We start from the raw sequence: 18,851 nt of genomic DNA, 5'->3' as shown, positions 1-18,851 counted from the left end.
ACAACCGGAATCCGAGACAACTATTAATGCTAAGGTATAAGTTCCTATTTGATTATAGGTGTGACTTGGTTGCTGGAGGTTACTCGTAGTATTATCGCCAAAATCCCATTCGTAAGATTGAATACTTCCTGTAGTAATACTTGAATTATTAGACAAAGTGATTGCATCTAGCACACAGGTATCGTTTACGGTAAAAGCCGCAGTTGGATTTGGGTCGATTGTTATTGGTTTAATGATGCTATCAAAACAACCTAAATCTGATTCGGCATAAAGCGTAACGTTATAAGTTCCTGCGTTTGAATACCAATGTGTTTCTAAAGAATCTAAGGCAGTGGTGTTGTCCCCAAAATCCCAATGTAAACTATCAATCACACTGCCCAAACTAAGGGTACTTAGGCTGATAAAGTTAACAGAATCTGAAAAACAATTTTCGTTAGAGATAAAATCAACTGCAGGTTTGTCATCAATGTTAACGATTATGCTATCAGATGTTTGACAGCCTAAATTGGATTCAGCAGTAAATTTCACCTTAAAAGTACCAGCAGTGTCGTATGCAAAAACAGGGTTTTGTATAAAAGCAGAATCTCCACTACCAAAATCCCAATAATGATGATCAATACTATATCCACCGATAATAAAACTTGAAGCGTCGAATGTAATACTGTCTCCTAGGCAACCATTTCCGCCTGAGTTAATAAAAGCAAATGGATAAACAGATGGGATAGCTTCATAGTTAGCTCCTTGACAATTGCCACCTAAGTTGTAAACAGCGGTATAATTCCCAAGGTTATAAGGGGTAATGTCTATGGTGCTATTTGTTTCTCCAATCAAAGCAATAGAGTCTTGAAACCATTGCCAAGTTCCACCAGTAGTGTCTATACTTGCGGTTAGCAAATAATCATTGGTACAAAAACTGCCAGTATCGGTTATCTGTATATCATATAATTTACTATACATTAAGTCTAGGTTGTCAAACATAATTCGATTCCAATTGTAAGAAGTTCCGACATAAGGAACCGTCAAACAAGTTTGGGTGAGCGCTATGCCGTAAGTAGCAATAGTGGGCGAGAAATTGAAAGAAAAAGTGTGCCATGTACTATCAAATGGCACTGTTGGACTAACAGAGTCTAGGACATACCAGTTTGGATCTGCACAATTTTGATTTTGGATAGGAATATTACCACAATTCGCTGTTCCCATTAAAGAAATATGAATTTTATTGTTCCAATTATTGTTCCAATTAATATTGCTCCACGTGTTAAATGCATCCACATTTATAGTATACGTGTTACCTGGCATAAAAGGTGCGTTCAAACAAGCATTTGCACCTTGGTTAGTATTACTGTTGGTATAATTATAGTTGTAAAAAGCCATTGCTAAAAATCCATTAGCGACACTTAGCGTGCATTCTTGGGGTACATTATAATAAGAGGAATTCGTGTAATAATCACTACAACTATCACAAGAGTTTTGATATTGCAAGGACCAGCTACTATATATGTTTTGGGAGGTCGACCAATCGTCTAAACAATTTAAATTATTATTGTTATTGTAATAATAAACATCTGGGCAACAGGAAGAATTGTCAAAATTTGGATTTGGAATAGCAGATGACCATTGTGCATTTAAGCCGGTGCTACAATCGCAGTCGGGGTCATTTAAATCAATTAAACCATCCCCATCATCATCCAAAGCGTTATCACATATTTCTTGTGAAAACAAGGAAATGTTTATTAGAAGTAAAAAAATAGTTCCAAAAATACCTTTTAACATAAATTAGTATATCTACTATATAAACGTTATAATTTCCAAATGGTTGCCTCTGTGTTAATCAGAAGGTGGTTTCTGAGCTATTAAGTCTTGGTAATTAAGCGGCTATTTTAGTTAAAGATGTTGTACATGTTGGAAAGACAAAATCCATACAAAATAGTACACCATTTTGGTTCTTCATGTGGAATAGATTTGTAAAATATAAGAATGCAAGAATGAGGAAATAAAACAACTATAGTTTTAATACCTCAGTCTTGCACTTATTAATGAACTGGCTTTAGAATAGTTTAGCTAACTTTATTTCCAAAACGCATGGCTTTAATCATCCAAGTTGGCAGTCTTTTTTCGGCATCTCTTTTGCTTAAATCTAAATACCAATTTAATTTTTTCATTAAAGGTACTTTATGTGTTTCTACAAATTCTATTAAATTTCCGTCAGGATCTTCAATGTAAGAAAATCTTCCACCTGCTTCACCCATATCAAATGTACTACCACTGTCTACGGTAAAAGGAAAGCCTGCGGCTGCGCATTCTTTTTTTAGGGTATCCATTCCTCTTACGTCGAAACAAAGGTGAATAAATCCCCAATCTCCCCATAATCGATCCTTGAATATCTTAACAGGTTTTCTTTCTAAAGCTTGAACTAATTCTATTTGAGTGGGGCCTAATAATTCTGAAAAAGGACCTTTTCTTTCTTGTTTGTGTTTCAGTAATACTCTTCTGTATTTTTGGTTTCCAGTTGAAAAACCTTTTAAATCTTCAAAGTTTCCTGTTTCATCATACACTATGGTTTCATAATCCAATACATCTTGGTATAATTTTAATGCAGCATCAATATCACTTACACCAATTAAGGCACCAGCAACACCACCACATTTTGAAGGGTGTTTAGTATCCATTAGCCATCCGGATCCTTTAACTACATTAAAAATATTTCCATTTGGATCTTCCACAAAAAAGCTTTGCTCTCCAGCAGGATTTGTAGATAGTTCACCAATGAATTTTGCACCATTTGCTTTCATATGTGCAAATGAGGCAGCCACATCATGCGATTTAATACGACAAGAAAAAGTACCTAAGTCCCCTAATTGAATGTCAAATTTCGCTTTGTTTGTAGGTCGACTGGTATATTGCCATATTTCAAATCCGCCGCCGCCTTCCATTGAAATGGCCAAAGAAGCAGTTCTTTTCTGTATTTTATCTCCAGTATATTTAATCATTAAGGGTGCTTCAGCAGCATCTTCAAAAATTCGGATATCCATGCCGAACATGGTTCTATACCATTTCCAAATACCCTGTACGTCGGGAACGCCAATTCCCATTTGTTGTATGCCACAAATTATTTTTTCCATTGTTGATAAATATTTAAAGATGCAAATATAAAAAATTATTAGATTGGATTAATAATTGATACTTTAGCCAATTGTAATTTATGAAATTATTTACTTTATTTCTTTTTGTTCAATGGTGCGCAGTAGGATTGTACAGTCAAACTTATATTTATAAGGGAGAAGGCAAGTATAATAGAGATGTTGCATTTACGATAGATAAAAACAAAGTGTATCACGGAAACGGGAATAGTGGAAATACCGTGATTTATACCATTGAAAATAATAAAATTTATTTTGGGAATAGCACTTCTACCTTTCAATTAGCTTATACCATTGATGGTAATAAAATATACAGAGGAAATTCCAAATTTACGGATGATTTACTCTACGTGATTTATGACAATAAAGTATACAAAAGTGACTTTAGAAGTCCTATGGATTGCTTGCTTACTTTTGAGGATGCCAAGGTATATTTTGGAGATTCCACATTCGATAATAACTTGATATATTCCTACAGCTCTAAGGAGACTTACGACTTGACTATTTTGACTTGTATTTTAGGACCTTATTAATATTTTAAACATTTATGAAGCGTTTTTTAAACTTATTATTTATATTGATTTCTACTTACTCATTTGGTGTTAAGGTGAATCCTGTTTCTCCAGCCCAAATGGAATCAATGACCTTGGTGAAGCGAATTAATTTCGATCAAATTGGTGGTGTATTGTACCAAGATGAAGTCCAGAATTTTGTCATAGATTTTGATAATTATCGTAATTATTCTTTGTCTGTAAACGACTCTATTTATCCTACCTTAAGTAATGGTTTGGTATTGATTAAAGATTTTCAATTAGGGGAGCATTCTATTGCCTTGGTGAAGACGGGGGAAAAAACAATAAAGAAGAAATTTAAGTATAATAGAACTGCACCGTTGATTACAAATGATGCAGTAGTTTTTGGTTTGTTATTCTTGGTATTAGTTTTAATTTTTAGAACTGCTGAAATGCCAATATTCAAAAAGTTTTATGGCATTGTACCTGCTTTGTTATTGTGCTATTTTATTCCGGCTATTCTAAATTCTCTCAACATTATTTCCTCGGATATTTCAAATTTATATTTTGTTGCTTCTCGTTATTTATTACCTGCTAGTTTAATTCTTTTGTGCTTAAGTATCGATATTCAAGGAATCAAACGATTGGGAGGCAAAGCAGTTATCATGTTTTTTGCAGCGACTATTGGGATCATTATTGGTGGTCCAATTGCTTTGTATTTAGTTTCCTTAGCCGCACCAGAAGTACTGACTGGTGGATTATGGCGTGGTTTAGCGACAGTGGCGGGTTCATGGATTGGTGGTGGTGCAAATCAGGCAGCTATGTTGGAAGTGTATCAAGCATCCGATAAGTTGTTTTCTAAAATGATTATTGTAGATGTAGTGGTGGCTAATATTTTTATGTCAGTATTATTATTTGGAACTGGCCAAAATAAGCGCTTGAACAAATTCTTTAAAGCAGATGATAGCGCCATAGAAGCATTAAAAACTAAAATGGAAGCCTTTCAAAAAAGTGTTGAAAAAGTCTTGACATTTAAATCCTTGACTTATATGCTTGGTATTGTTTTTGGTCTTGTGGGCTTGGCACATTTACTTTCTGGTTATATAGCACCAGGTATTGAAGAATGGTTAGAATCCATCAAGTCTTCTTCTCCAAATGCAGCAATATTATTCACTTCCTTTGGCAGTGGCTTCTTTTGGTTGGTGGTTTTATCGACTATATTTGGGGTGATTTTATCCTTTACTAAGGCCAGGAATTTTGAAGGAATAGGAGCTTCTAAAGTCGGTTCTTTATTTTTGTATATTCTAGTAGCTACTATTGGTACGAAAATGAATATTGCTGAAATGATAAGGGAATGGAATGATTTTGTTTACTTATTTGCCATTGGTCTTATTTGGATATTAATTCATGCTTTGTTTTTGTTTGTAGTGGCTAAAATTATTAAAGCACCTTTCTTTTATGTAGCGGTAGGCAGTCAAGCTAATGTGGGTGGTGCTGCATCTGCTCCTGTGGTTGCCAGTGCTTTTAGTCCAGCATTAGCACCTGTTGGTGTTTTGTTAGCTGTGTTAGGTTATGCTGTTGGTACCTTTGGTGCCATATTATGTACTATATTAATGCAATCTATTTCTGTATAAAAGTGAATAAAATTTTAACAGTAATATTATTCTTTTGCTTTACCTTATCTGCTTGGACGCAAATTAGGGTAAAAACTTCGACCATTGATTTGGGGGATATTTTAGAAGATAATGGCGTGGTAATTGCCAGCTTTGAATTGCTTAATCCCTATTTTAAGGATACCATTACGATATTAGATTATAGCACTTCTTGCGGTTGTACTGCTATATTAAATGAGGAAACCTTTATTTATCCCCGACAAACCATTCAACTAAAAGTATCTTATGATCCCAATGATCGGGTTGGACTTTTTGCTAAATCCATTCATTTAAAAACTAAGACAGGACGATACGAAGAAAACAGTCTGTATTTAAAATTGACAGGAAACGTAATTGGAAAAGAAAAATTACAAACCGAAGTCCCCGTAGCATTAATTGATTACAAGGTAGCACCCATTTATTTTTACCCCATTACAGTTTTTGATACTTCTTTTTTTGATTTAAATAAGATAATTGACTTTGTAAATGATATTACTTACGAAATAGACTACTATAATTTTACAACGGTAGGTATTGAAATTAGGGTAAGGGATAAAGCACAGATTGAGCAATTAGAAATATTAATGGCTTATTACAAGCACAAATTAAAAAGAGAATTAAACAGACGACAATATGGGGAAGGCGCATTAATGTTCGCAAATACTGTTTTTATAGCGGATAATCGCATACCAGCTTGGTCTGTGGCCCAAATAAAAGTATACTCCAATAAATTTAATGCGGATGCATTGACAGAAAGTGTAATTGAAGTAACAAAAGTAGCCCCCGTAAAAAGAGATGTTCGCTTATTGGCTTATTCAAGTGAGGAAATGCCGAAGGGTAAAGATTTGGTGGATAAACTAGACTTAAGTACAGTTAATGCTAAGCTGTTTAAAAATGGTAGAATTGATTTAAACGTAACCGTGAAAGTTCCAGCATCAAAAGGAAAAAGGAAGGCGCGTAAAATTGGAAAAAGCTTGGATAAAAATTTATATAGAACTTTAAAAAAATCCAGTGGTATAACCAAAGCAGATTACCAAATAGTAATGGACACCATAGCCGTGCATGCTAAGGAAACATATGAAGTAGAAGTGTATGATGTGGCAGATAATAATAAGATACCCACTTTAAAATATGTCGAAAAACCAGAGTCGGTAATTGTCCCTTTGTTACCAACCTATAAAGCACAAATGTTTACTGCCCAGGAAAATATACTTGAAAATTCGGCTGATTTTAAACAGTTTTGGAATGCATTGTTAGCTTATACAAATACCGGAAATGAAGTCCAAATTACCATAGAATCCTCAGGTTCTAATTATCCAAAAAAATTAGCGGGTGATCCATATGCTATCGCACAAGAAAAAGGAGAGAAAACAATGGCTTGGATAAAAGAAAAATATTTTCAAGCCACTGGAAAAAAACTATTGGTTGAATTAATCGTTAATATTCAAGGACCAAGCTTTGAAACTCAAAATTTTACGCAACCTCAATATTTTAATTTTGAATACATAAAGTTGGTGCCTAATTATTTAAAGTCACGAAACATGCCTTTGCGTCCAATTAAACCAAAACCATATATTGTTAACTATGACTATTATTATGTAGGGATAGATACTGGCTCTATTGTGTTTCAGAAATTTGCAGATTATTTAATTTATGAAGTGCAAAAAAATGGATTTGTAACCCTCCGAACAGAATCAAGCGCTTCACATATTCCAGTAGATGAAAAACGCTCAAATGAATATTGGGCATATAGTCACCTGCAAGTAAGTAAAGAAAGATTGTATGACTACTTGAAAAAGAGATTAATTGATCCAAATAGGGTACTGATAACTAATGAAAAAATTGTGGTACAAGGTATTCCTTATGATAAAAAAACGCCAATTGTTAGGTATCGAAACTTTCAATATGTAACTTTCGTTCCTCAAAAATACTTATAACCCATGAAGTCTTTGATTCTTTTCTTTTTATTGTGTTCCACTATGGCTTTTGGTCATAAGTCTTATATTTCTATTGCGACCATGGAGTATAATGAAAAGTTAGGGCAAATTGAAGTATCCTTGAAGTTAACAGCGCATGATTTTGAACACATTCTCGACCAAAAGTTTTCTAAATCCATTCATATTGAAAATGTATTGGATAGTAGCGAAGTAGGGCAGTTTATTCAAGCTTATTTAATGGACCATTTTACCATAAAATCTGACGGTCAAGCAGCAAGTATGCATTATGTAGGTAAAGAAGTCACCTTAAGGGATGATTTGTACTTTTATTTTACGTTTAAACCTATTTTAAACCCATCACATATAATCATTCAAAACTCCATTTTATTTGAACTATTTTCGGAACAACAAAACCGGGTACACTATAAATACAAAGGAGATTTTAAAAGTGGTACTTTAACAACTAAGACAACTGTTTTAACAATTAAGCAATAAATTACATACCCTCATGAAAAAACTAGTTTTATCTATTTTTATTTTCGGATTGGCAGGACAATTAATTGGTCAAGATCAAAGTAAATTCAAGCAATTAAAAGAAGAATTAGCTACACCTAATGTATACAGGACAGCCTCAGGCGCTCCTGGTCATGAATATTACCAGCAAAAAGCGGATTACAATATGCAAATTGTATTGGATGATGCGGCGCAACAGATTTCAGGGAAAGAAACCATTACTTATACCAATAACTCCCCAGATGTATTGACTTATTTATGGGTTCAGTTGGACCAAAATATGCGGGCAAAAGATTCGGATACAAAATTAATTTCAAGTGAAGATATTAACAAATTTAAATACCCTGGTAGTTTACAACGTCATTTTGACTATGCAAATTTTGATGGTGGCTTTAAAATTGAAGGTGTGACTGATTATGCAGGCAACAAACTGACCTACACTATTGTGAAGACCATGATGCGAATTGAACTTCCAAAACCAATGTTATCTAAAGGAAAATTCTCTTTTAAGATTGATTGGCACTACAATATCAATAACCGCATGGAAATTGGTGGTCGTTCAGGTCTAGAATATTTTGAAAAAGAAGATAATTACATTTATACCATTGCACAGTTTTTTCCTAGAATGTGTGTTTACAATGATGTGGAAGGATGGCAAAATAAGCAATTTTTAGGCAATGGTGAATTCACTTTACCTTTTGGTGATTATGAGGTTGCGATTACGGTCCCTTCTGATCATGTTGTTTCTGCAACCGGCGTATTAAGTAATGCAGGTAAAATATTATCGGACGATCAATTGGATAGATTAAAAGAGGCTGCTGATGCTGAAAAACCGGTTTTTATTGTAACTCCCGAGGAAGCATTAGAAGCAGAGAAATCTAAAGCAAAGGATACTAAAACCTGGAAGTTTGAAGCAAAAAATGTAAGGGATTTCGCTTTTGCTTCTTCTCGCAAATTTATTTGGGATGCACAAGTAGTGAAACAAAAAACAAAGGATGTAATGGCTATGTCTTTTTATCCAAAAGAAGGAAATCCATTGTGGGAAAGGTATTCTACTAGAGTGATAGTGCAGACTTTAAAAACGTATTCCAAACACACGTTCGACTATCCATATCCAGTTGCAATTTCGGTACATACCGATAGAATAGGGATGGAATATCCCATGATTTGCTTTAATGGTGGTCGTCCAAATGCAGACGGTACTTATTCTGAAAGAACTAAATATGGGATGCATTCTGTGATCATTCACGAAGTTGGACATAATTATTTTCCAATGATTGTTAATTCCGACGAAAGACAATGGACTTGGATGGATGAAGGATTAAATACATTTCTACAATACTTAACAGAACAAGAATGGCAAAGAGATTACCCTTCTCGAAGAGGTCCAGCAAATTTAATTGTTGATTACATGAAAGGGGACAAAAGTAACATAGTGCCTATTATGACAAATTCAGAATCATTGTTGCAATTTGGTAACAATGCTTATGGGAAACCAGCAACAGCTTTAAACATTTTACGGGAAACAGTAATGGGGAGAGAGTTGTTTGATTATGCCTTTAAAACTTATGCTACGCGTTGGATGTTTAAACACCCGACACCTGCTGATTTCTTTAGAACCATGGAAGATGCAAGTGCCATAGATTTAGATTGGTTTTGGAGAGGTTGGTTTATGACTACAGACCATGTAGATATTGCCTTAAAAAACGTATCTCATTACGAATTAAATACCATGAATACGGAAAAGGAATTGGCATTTAACGAGTCAGTTGCTAAAGCTGGACCAAAAAATATCAGTGAGATAAGAAATAAAACCGCTATTAAGCAAACGGAAAACGAACGCGATCCTAGTTTAAATGATAAATATATAGGTGTAGATGAAAATGCATTGTCTGAGGCTGAAATTAAAAAGAATGAACGTATTTTAGAAAATCTTTCGGATAAAGAGAAAGCTTTACTTGATGCAGGATACCAGTTTTATCAACTCGATTTTGAAAATATAGGCGGCTTAGTGATGCCTATCATCTTATCCTTTACTTTTGAAGATAATTCAACCGAAGTGGTTCGTATTCCTGCAGAAATATGGAAAAGAAATAACTTTGAAGTATCGAAAGTGTTTATTTTTAAAAAACAAGTAAAAAATATTCAACTGGACCCATTTATTGAAACTGCAGATACCGATACTGGAAATAATGCATGGCCAAGTCAAGTGGTACCTAGTAGATTTAATATGTTTAAAAGCGGAAGTCGTTACTGAAAAAATAAAATATGGCCGAAAAGCAATCTAAGAAAAAGTTAGCATTACATTGGAAAATAATGATAGGTATGGCATTGGGAATTCTGTTTGGAATTGTCATGCTGTATGTTTCTAATGGACCTGATATCGTAAAAGATTGGATTAAGCCATTTGGAAGTATTTTTATTAAATCCTTAAAGTTAATAGCCATACCATTAATTTTGGCTTCTTTAATTTCGGGTATTACCAATTTAAAAGACATTTCAAAATTATCTAAAATGGGAGGAAGGACTATTGGTATTTACATTGTGACTACTATCCTAGCAGTTTCCATTGGTTTAGTTTTGGTCAACTTGGTGAAACCAGGTAATTCTATCACGGATAAAACCCGAACTGAATTAGTTAAAAATTATTCTGGAGATACGCAAAAGTATAAGGATGAGGCAAAGCGTCAAAAAGATGCTGGTCCGTTACAAGCATTAGAAGATTTAGTGCCTGAAAATATTTTTGCCGCTGCGACTTCGAATAGAAATATGCTGCAAATTATCTTTTTTGCTGTCTTTTTCGGCATCTCCTTGGTATTGATTCCTGAAGAAAAAGGAAAAACAGTGCAATCCTTTTTTAATGGGGTAAATGAAGTGATATTAAAAATGGTCGATTTAATTATGTTGGCTGCTCCTTACGGCGTATTTGCATTATTGGCGGCCTTGGTAGTAGAAGCACCAAATCCCGACCTGTTTCAGGCCTTAGGTTTTTATGCCTTGACCGTTGTTTTTGGTTTATTAGGAATGATAGTTATATACATTATCATCATGTCCGCTTACACCAAAAAGTCTCCTAAATTCTTCTTGAATGGTATTGCTCCAGCTCAATTATTAGCATTTTCTACCAGCTCAAGTGCAGCTACTTTACCAGTAACCATGGAAAGAGTAACGGAACATTTAGGCGTAGATGAAGATGTGTCAAGCTTTGTATTGCCAATTGGTGCAACCATTAATATGGATGGTACAAGTTTGTACCAAGCTGTTGCTGCTGTGTTTATTGCACAAGCTTTTGGAATGGACCTGACTTTAGGTACACAATTGGGAATTATCGCTACAGCTACTTTAGCTTCTATAGGTAGCGCCGCTGTTCCAGGCGCAGGTATGGTAATGCTGGTTGGAGTGCTGGGGTATGCAGGTATTCCTGAAGCAGGTTTGGCTTTAATTTTTGCAGTAGATCGTCCTTTAGACATGTGTCGTACAGTGGTCAATGTTACTGGTGATGCAACAGTGTCAATGATTGTAGCAAAATCTATCGATAAGCTGGGTGAACCAAAGGTTAAGGATTGGGATGATAACTTTGTTCAATAGATATGTTGATGACTTTTAATTTGACTTATCATCTAAAACTATATAAAAGAGTATCGGCTTGCATAGTACTTGTGCTTTTATTTTTTTCTTGTCAAAAAGAAGAGATTGTTCCGAATGCTGAAATATATAAAGACATAGATATTTATATTCCAAATACAATTACAACAAATACCTATGGCAATTCAGTATTTACAGTAGAAATAGCTATAACTAATGATAGCATCAATGATTTTCATTTTATCATTTTTAATAAAATGAAGTATAAAGTATTTGAAAGTTTTAATGCTTATGAAACCACTTGGAATGGCCAATATAATAATGAGTTTGTACCTTCTGATGTTTATACTTGGGAGCTCAATTTTAGACTTGGAAACGGGAAAAAGAAATTTTTAGCTGGACATGTTTTTGTGCTTAGTTAAGGTTTCAAAAGAATAAATGTAAAGAAACTTCATGAATTTTATTAAGTATGCCGGAGTAGTTGTACACTTGGTAATCTTGACTATAGGTTAGTTTGAGTTTGTTGAAATTTAGTCCAATACTAAATATGACTGCATTATTAATTCTAAAAAAGGATCCTAGACTGATTATTTTGTATTTAGCATTAAAACCAAAAATAATTTCTTCAAATCTCCCTTGTTTTGAATACATAAATTGTGGAGAAATTACTACGTTCTCCAATATATTACTGTAGTTTTCTAAGTTGAAATTTAGTCCCAAATGAGCGATATATTTCCTATCTAATTTTATTTGGTCTTGTAAAAATGATCGCCTTGGTTTTAATAAGTTTTTTACTGAAAAGCCACCATAAATCAAAGGTGAGTATATGGCAATTCCAGAATTAATATTTAGATAACGTATTGTACCCCATAAGTTTTGATATACAGCTCCTCCTGGTAGATCGCTTGTGGTATAAATAAATCCAACGCGCGGGTCAATCTGGTCGCCAAAATTCAATTCATTCCAATTAAAAAAATTTTGGTTATACCCTGCTTGAACACCAACTAAGAGCGTGTAATTTCGGGACAGCTTTTGGTGAAAGGAATACGTTAAGTAGGCTGCATTGTTTATATAAGTATTATAACCAACCATTTCGTTTACCAAATTAAATGCAATACCTCCCCTTAATTTTCGATTGTAGCTATCAATTGAAACGGTATTGGTATTAAAAATTCCTGTATTAAAATTTTGGTATCTCGAGTTGATATGAATACTAGGACATCCATGGTCTGCACCAGCCAAAGCAGGGTTCAGGTAAATTGGGTTATTGTGAAATTGGCTAAAAGTAGGGTCTTGAGCTAGACTTGTTTTAAAAATTAAAAGCAAAAGAGTGATGATTTGTATTTTTTTGAAAGATTCAGGTTTTAAGATAAACACAGAATTCCTTTTTTTACTTTGCATTTTTTTATACACACTTAAAGATAATAGAGGACTAAAAGTATTAATAATTACTTTAATCACGTCTTTTATTTTACTTTTTAAAGACTGAAGATAACATATTGCCACTTTTAGCGCAAAAAGTTATAGCTATACGCCATGTTAAGTAAGTACCCGAAATAAAACCTATTATATGGATGGTACAAGTTTGTACCAAGCTGTTGCTGCTGTTTTTATTGCACAAGCTTTTGGAATGGACCTGACTTTAGGTACGCAATTGGGAATTATCGCTACAGCTACTTTAGCTTCTATAGGTAGCGCCGCTGTCCCAGGCGCAGGTATGGTAATGCTGGTTGGAGTGCTGGGGTATGCAGGTATTCCTGAAGCAGGTTTGGCTTTAATTTTTGCAGTAGATCGTCCTTTAGACATGTGTCGTACAGTGGTCAATGTTACTGGTGATGCAACAGTGTCAATGATTGTAGCAAAATCTATTGATAAGCTGGGTGAACCAAAGGTTAAGGAGTGGGATGATAACTACGTCAAGCCTTCAACACATTAAATATAAAATATATCCCTATTGATGGATTTAACATCAAAATCAATGGTACCATTTTTGGCGATAAATAGGTCAATCATGTCACCAACCATAGCGCAACTCAATGGGTTTTGATTATTAATGTCTAGGGTGGTTAATTCCTCTTCAATACACCAAGCAATTGCATCATTAATTAATTTTGCGGCTGCATTTTCGCCTAAATGTTCCAACATTAAGGCCACCGATAAAATAGCTGCCATGGGATTACCTTTGTCCATTCCTTTTATTTCAGGGAAGGCGCTATGTGAAGGCTGGAAAATTGTGGTTGAATTTCCTGTAGAAATAGCAGCAAGTAGTTCTATTGAACCAGAAATTTCATGGACTAACCCCGTTAACTTATTATCAAACATATTGCTGGTCAAAATAACGTCAAACTGAAGTGGATTAACTAGCAATTGAATAGCCGCTTGGTCGATATCCAGATGTTTTAATTGTACGTCTGGGTACTGTTTTGATAATTTTTCAATTACGTTTTTCCAATGTGTTGATATTTCAAAAAAATTAGCATTCTCCATTAAGCAAATAGTATGTTTTCTTTTTTGAGCGGTTTGAAAGGCTAAATGCCCGATACGTTCTATTTTTTTAATGGAATATTCGGATAATTCACTTGGACTATTTTGATTCTTTTTTTCTGGTATAAATTGAATACTTTCTGACATTTCTTGATAAATAATCATATCTGTCCCTTTAATTATTTTTGACTTTAAGGGTGATTTAACCAAGAGTTGTTGGTGTATTTTTATCGGACGAATTTTGGCGAATAGACCTAAAAAATGGTGCAGATTTAAAAGTCCTTTTTCGTTCTGATTTTTAATATTTATATCTCTATCCGCTGTAGAATCGTCAAATGTTCCCAATAAAATAGCATCTGCTTTTTCATATTTTTTTAAAGTATTTTCTGTAATGGTTTCTCCGGTATGGGTAATGGCAGCCGCACCAATCCAATCATAATTTAATTCTATTTGGAATGAAAATAATTCTGCACAAGTAGTTAATACTTTAACTGCTTGATTAATAACTTCTGGCCCTATGCCATCTCCAGGTAAAACAATAATATTATATGATTTCATAAAAATGATTTTTCAAAAAATTCAACGTCAGGTCTAAGTTTAACTAAGTAATCTATTTCGTCTACGCCATTAATTATACAAGCTTTTTTGAATGGGTTTATTTCAAATTTTTTCATGCAAATTCCAGGTATGTCAATTTCCTGCTTTTCTAAGTCAACTGTAATCAGTAAGCCTGGTTGTTGAATAATTGCAGAGATCGTTTGCTCTATTTCGTATTCGTTCAAAACAATGGGAATAATACCATTGTTAAGGGCATTATTTTTAAAAATATCTGCAAAACTCAAAGCTATAATTATTTGAATGCCATAATCTTTAAGTGCCCATGCTGCATGTTCTCTTGAGGATCCGCACCCAAAATTAGTCAAGGTAACTAGTATGCTACCTTTAAATTCTCTATTTAACCAAAATTCCTTTACTAACTTTTTGTTTTCATAACGCCAGTCAGCAAACAAACAATCTGCATAATCATCTAAATCAATTGCTTTTAAAAATCGGGCAGGAATGATTTGATCGGTATCAATATCGTTTAAAGGGATGGGAATGGCAGTAGATGTAATTTTGGTTAATTTTTTCATGTTATAAATATTGTCGTGGGTCTTTTATCGTTCCATGTATTGCTGCCACGGCTGCTGTGGCGGGACTAGCAAGGATGGTTCTTGCCCCTTTTCCTTGTCTACCTTCATAGTTTCTATTAGAAGTAGAGATACATAAAGCGCCCATGGGAATTTTGTCATCATTCATTGCCAAACAAGCCGAACAACCAGGGGATCTAAATTCGGCACCAAAGGATTTAAAAATTTCGACCAGTCCTTCATTAGCAGCTTGTTTACTAACGATTTGAGAGCCTGGTACTATCCACATTTTTACACTTTTAGCTTTTCGTTTACCTTTTATTATTTTGGCAACCAAACGTAAATCCTCAATCCTACCATTGGTGCAACTGCCAATAAAAACATAGTTTATTTTTTTATCTATTAGACTTTCTCCTACTTTAAAATTCATGTATTTTAAGGCATCTGTTTCCTTATTTTTTTTGGTGATAATATCATTAATTCTAATACTTTGGTCGGGACTAGTTCCATAAGTGATCATGGGTTCGACATACTCGGCATGAATGGTTATTTTTTTATCGAAGACCGCATTTTTATCTGAATTAAGAGCCGTCCATTTTTCTTTTAGTTTTTCGAAAGCCTTTCCTTTTGGAAGCGTAGGTTTATCTTCCAGGTATTGATAAGTGGTTTCATCTGGTCCAACCAAACCTCCTCTAGCACCCATTTCTATACTCATATTACAAATGGTCATTCTTTCTTCCATGCTTAGGTGGGTAATTCCTTCTCCAAAAAATTCTATAAAATAGCCTGCCCCACCATTTACACCAACTTTTTTAATGATGTGTAATATTAAATCTTTTGCAGTTACCTTGCTATTTATTATTCCTTTTACCTCTATGCCTAAGGTTTTGGGACGTGACATGATGACACATTGTGCCGCAAATACTTGTTGTATTTGAGTGGCACCAATTCCAAAAGCAATGCAACCAAAAGCACCATGGGTACTGGTGTGACTATCACCACAAACAATGGTGATACCTGGTTGGGTTAAGCCTAGTTCTGGACCAATAACATGGACTATTCCATTGTGTTGGTCTCCAATACCATAATATTTTACTTCGTGCTTTGCACAATTATTTTCAAGTGTACTAACTTGTAACTTCGACAAAGGGTCTTGGATGGGGAGGTGTTGCTTTTTGGTTGGAATGTTATGGTCCACCGTTGCAATAGTTTGTGCAGGTCTAAATAAATTTAAGTTTTTATTTTCTAATCCATTAAATGCCTGTGGACTGGTAACCTCATGTATAAAATGTTTGTCAATATATAATACATCTAATTCTTCCGATATTTTTTTTACTACCCTTGCATTCCATATTTTTTCAAATATTGTTTGACTCATGCTTTGGTAATTAGTCGGTTAGTATAAGTATAGTCTTTTATTGGGTTTTGATTTGCAGATATTAGATAAAACATCATTCCTGTTTGCATCACACTTCTGTCTGATAGAAATTCAGTTGACAATGCTATGCTATAAACATAGGTTTGTTGCAATGTATCTGTAGTTTTATTTTCTTTAGCTATGCATAACATCCCTATAGAATTTTGTTCTTTACTTTTGGAAGAAATACCAATATTTGGGGTGTTTTTACGGACCATGATTAGCTTAATGATTACAAGAAGACTAATATTGATAATATAAAAGAAATAACCGTGTCAATTTTTTTGATTATTGGGATGTTAAACTATCTTTATATTATTGCAACTTACTGGTAAGGTGTATTTAATGGCAGTAAATTTTTCCAATGTCTAAACAGTTAACAAACCAACTTTTCGTATTGATAAAATCGCTGAGTAAAGCAGAGAAACGCCATTTTACGCTATATGCAAAAAGATCATCAGGAGCTAAAGAATTGAAATTTTTGGCGCTATTTAAGGTCTTGGATGGACAACAAAAATATGATGAAGAAAAGTTACTGAAAAAGATTCCACATGTGAATAAGACACAGCTTTCTAATTTGAAAGCACATTTATATGATCAATTACTGGTAAGTTTAAGGTTGCTGAATAGAAAAGAAGAGGATTTGCACATTCGTGAAATTGTGGATTTTGCAAAAGTATTATACCAAAAAGGTCTTTTTTTACAAAGTTTAGCGCAATTGGCTAAAGCTAGAACTTTAGCGGAATCGAGTAATAAATTAACCTTGTTTTTAGCGATTTTAGAATTTGAAAAATCTATCGAATCACAATATATTACCAGAAGTCACAAAACTAGATCAGATGAGTTGACCCAAATGACCCAAGAAACTAGAAAAGTGATCAATATGGAAAGCCAATGGTCTGACTTTTCTTTACAACTTTATGGTTTATACCTAAAAATTGGACACGTAAGAAACAATGCGGATTATAAAAAAGTAACCCTATTTTTTAAACAAGGTTTACCGCTCGAAAAAGACTTAACATTGGGGTTTTATGGACAGGTATATAAATTGGAATCTTATGTTTGGTACCATTTTATTGTGCAAAATTTTGAACAATGTTATAAGTATTCAAGGGCTTGGATAAATGTGTTTGAAAAAGAGCCAAGTTTTAAATCCATCACTCCAGACATTTATATGAAAGGCTTACATAACCTAATTTCGGCACTTTTCTTTTGTCAAGATAATCAGCGATTTTCTATTTATTTTATGGAGTTAAATAACTTTATTACGGATAATACTGCCATTTTCACTCAAAAAAATAAAATATTAGCCTTTCTATATCTCGAAACAGCCAGACTCAATCAATATTTTTTAAATGCTGAATTTTCAAAAGGAATTATGTACCTGGATGATTTAGATGCACAAATTTCTAGCTATGATATATATATAGATGAACATAGAAAGTTGGTGCTTTATTACAAAATGGCTTGTATGAAATTTGGCGCGGCAGACTATAAGGGCTGTATTGATTATTTAAATAGAATTATCAATAATAAAATGAGCCATTTGAAGGAAGATATTCAAAGTTTTGCTCGAATTTTAAATTTAATAGCACATTACGAATTGGGTAATGACGATTTAATTGATTACCAAGTCCGGTCTACTTATCGATACTTGTTAAAAGTGAAAGATTTACAATTAGTACAAATAGAAATATTGCGTTTTTTAAAACGTTCCGTCTATATGAACCGAATCGACATTACGGAAGATTTTAGGGACTTAAAAAATAAATTAGAAATTATTTTCACTAATAAATTTGAAAGAAGACCATTGTTATACCTTGATTTATTGGCTTGGCTAGAAAGTAAAATTCAAAACTTGTCTCTTGAAGAGGTACTACAAAAAAGGTTGAACAAAGGGGAGCACTGATATTTTTTTTGGCCAAAACTTTTTTATTGCGGCTGTCGATATTGGATGGGATATCTTTCCATATTGAAGTATAGAATCCTTGGTTTATGCAGTGTAATTGTTCAAAAACAACAAAATTTGACGAATGTAAATATTGTTTTAATGCTAGATAACTAGTGTTTTAGTATATGATTTGTTATTTTATATAGTACTTTGTATTGCATAGTACTATATAAATGTTTAGATTTGTAAAAAAATCGAATATGAAAGTCGACAATACGAAAGCACAAATGCGGAAAGGTATTTTAGAATACTGCATATTGATGTTGCTTTCAAAAAAAGAGGCCTATCCATCTGAAATAATAGCTGAATTAAAGTCTGCAAAATTAATTGTAGTAGAGGGGACTATTTATCCTTTACTGACCCGATTAAAAAATGCAGAATTGTTGCGTTACAATTGGGTAGAATCAAATGCCGGACCTCCGCGTAAATATTACAGCATTACCGTTACAGGAGAATTATTTTTAAAAGATTTAAAAACAACATGGGAAGAATTGGCTTTTGCCGTTAATGCCATTTCAAAAGCTTAAGTT

16 protein-coding genes and 1 pseudogene are annotated in these 18,851 nt (G+C 33.7%); 10 read left to right on the top strand and 7 right to left on the bottom strand.

Annotation, left to right across the window (positions count from 1 at the left end; translation table 11 throughout):
• On the bottom strand, window positions 1-1,773 hold a 1,773-nt coding region (locus tag DNU06_RS16535), incomplete at its 3' end, for a PKD domain-containing protein (protein WP_146239296.1).
• A gap of 284 nt (window positions 1,774-2,057) precedes the next feature.
• Window positions 2,058-3,122, bottom strand: a complete 1,065-nt coding sequence (locus tag DNU06_RS16530) for a VOC family protein (protein ID WP_111064613.1) — start codon at window positions 3,120-3,122, stop codon at window positions 2,058-2,060.
• An 80-nt stretch (window positions 3,123-3,202) separates the two neighbouring features.
• On the opposite strand from DNU06_RS16530, the gene DNU06_RS16525 reads away from it, so the two are divergent.
• The 7 genes from DNU06_RS16525 to DNU06_RS16495 are packed head-to-tail and all read left to right on the top strand — an operon-like array spanning window position 3,203 to window position 11,761.
• On the top strand, window positions 3,203-3,673 hold the full coding sequence (locus DNU06_RS16525; protein WP_111064612.1) for a hypothetical protein: 471 nt from the start codon (window positions 3,203-3,205) through the stop codon (window positions 3,671-3,673).
• Between the two features lie 14 nt (window positions 3,674-3,687).
• Complete coding sequence (locus DNU06_RS16520) at window positions 3,688-5,286, top strand: DUF819 family protein (RefSeq protein WP_317048252.1); 1,599 nt, start codon at window positions 3,688-3,690, stop codon at window positions 5,284-5,286.
• A gap of 2 nt (window positions 5,287-5,288) precedes the next feature.
• Complete coding sequence (locus tag DNU06_RS16515) at window positions 5,289-7,241, top strand: DUF1573 domain-containing protein (protein ID WP_158526936.1); 1,953 nt, start codon at window positions 5,289-5,291, stop codon at window positions 7,239-7,241.
• Window positions 7,242-7,244: 3 nt separating this feature from the next.
• Window positions 7,245-7,736 (top strand): DUF6702 family protein, encoded by a 492-nt coding sequence (locus tag DNU06_RS16510; protein WP_146239295.1) that lies wholly within the window; start codon window positions 7,245-7,247, stop codon window positions 7,734-7,736.
• Window positions 7,737-7,749: 13 nt separating this feature from the next.
• Window positions 7,750-10,011, top strand: a complete 2,262-nt coding sequence (locus DNU06_RS16505) for a M1 family metallopeptidase (RefSeq protein ID WP_111064609.1) — start codon at window positions 7,750-7,752, stop codon at window positions 10,009-10,011.
• 11 nt (window positions 10,012-10,022) lie between these two features.
• A complete protein-coding gene (locus tag DNU06_RS16500; protein ID WP_111064608.1) occupies window positions 10,023-11,342 on the top strand; it encodes a dicarboxylate/amino acid:cation symporter in 1,320 nt (439 codons plus the stop codon).
• Between the two features lie 8 nt (window positions 11,343-11,350).
• Window positions 11,351-11,761 carry a T9SS type B sorting domain-containing protein gene (locus tag DNU06_RS16495; protein WP_158526935.1) on the top strand — a complete coding sequence of 137 codons (411 nt, stop codon included), beginning with the start codon at window positions 11,351-11,353 and terminating at the stop codon, window positions 11,759-11,761.
• Between the two features lie 4 nt (window positions 11,762-11,765).
• On the opposite strand, the gene DNU06_RS16490 is transcribed toward DNU06_RS16495, so the two are convergent.
• Complete coding sequence (locus DNU06_RS16490; protein WP_146239294.1) at window positions 11,766-12,740, bottom strand: PorP/SprF family type IX secretion system membrane protein; 975 nt, start codon at window positions 12,738-12,740, stop codon at window positions 11,766-11,768.
• Between the two features lie 160 nt (window positions 12,741-12,900).
• Between DNU06_RS16490 and DNU06_RS16485 the strand changes: the two are divergent.
• Window positions 12,901-13,275 (top strand): annotated as a pseudogene (locus DNU06_RS16485) (dicarboxylate/amino acid:cation symporter); the annotation flags it as partial.
• Here the strand turns inward: DNU06_RS16485 and DNU06_RS16480 are convergent.
• Genes DNU06_RS16480 through DNU06_RS16465 form a run of 4 tightly spaced genes read right to left on the bottom strand, consistent with a single transcriptional unit; the run spans window position 13,272 to window position 16,588 of the window.
• On the bottom strand, window positions 13,272-14,381 hold the full coding sequence (locus DNU06_RS16480) for an isocitrate/isopropylmalate family dehydrogenase (RefSeq protein WP_111064605.1): 1,110 nt from the start codon (window positions 14,379-14,381) through the stop codon (window positions 13,272-13,274). The pseudogene DNU06_RS16485 and the gene DNU06_RS16480 overlap by 4 nt on opposite strands.
• On the bottom strand, window positions 14,378-14,956 hold the full coding sequence (gene leuD / locus DNU06_RS16475) for a 3-isopropylmalate dehydratase small subunit (RefSeq protein WP_111064604.1): 579 nt from the start codon (window positions 14,954-14,956) through the stop codon (window positions 14,378-14,380). The genes DNU06_RS16480 and leuD overlap by 4 nt, the downstream gene beginning before the upstream one ends.
• 1 nt (window position 14,957) lies before the next feature.
• Window positions 14,958-16,331, bottom strand: a complete 1,374-nt coding sequence (gene leuC, locus DNU06_RS16470) for a 3-isopropylmalate dehydratase large subunit (RefSeq protein WP_111064603.1) — start codon at window positions 16,329-16,331, stop codon at window positions 14,958-14,960.
• On the bottom strand, window positions 16,328-16,588 hold the full coding sequence (locus tag DNU06_RS16465) for a hypothetical protein (RefSeq protein ID WP_111064602.1): 261 nt from the start codon (window positions 16,586-16,588) through the stop codon (window positions 16,328-16,330). The genes leuC and DNU06_RS16465 overlap by 4 nt, the downstream gene beginning before the upstream one ends.
• A gap of 146 nt (window positions 16,589-16,734) precedes the next feature.
• On the opposite strand from DNU06_RS16465, the gene DNU06_RS16460 reads away from it, so the two are divergent.
• Complete coding sequence (locus tag DNU06_RS16460; protein ID WP_111064601.1) at window positions 16,735-18,279, top strand: hypothetical protein; 1,545 nt, start codon at window positions 16,735-16,737, stop codon at window positions 18,277-18,279.
• Window positions 18,280-18,521: 242 nt separating this feature from the next.
• The gene (locus tag DNU06_RS16455) at window positions 18,522-18,848 is read left to right on the top strand and encodes a PadR family transcriptional regulator (RefSeq protein ID WP_111064615.1); all 327 of its coding nucleotides are present in this window, start codon (window positions 18,522-18,524) and stop codon (window positions 18,846-18,848) included.
• Window positions 18,849-18,851: the final 3 nt, after the last annotated feature.

The organism is Putridiphycobacter roseus, from assembly GCF_003234935.1.
Lineage (GTDB): Bacteria > Bacteroidota > Bacteroidia > Flavobacteriales_D > Crocinitomicaceae > Putridiphycobacter > Putridiphycobacter roseus.
This window is presented reverse-complemented; position numbering and strand designations above follow the sequence as displayed.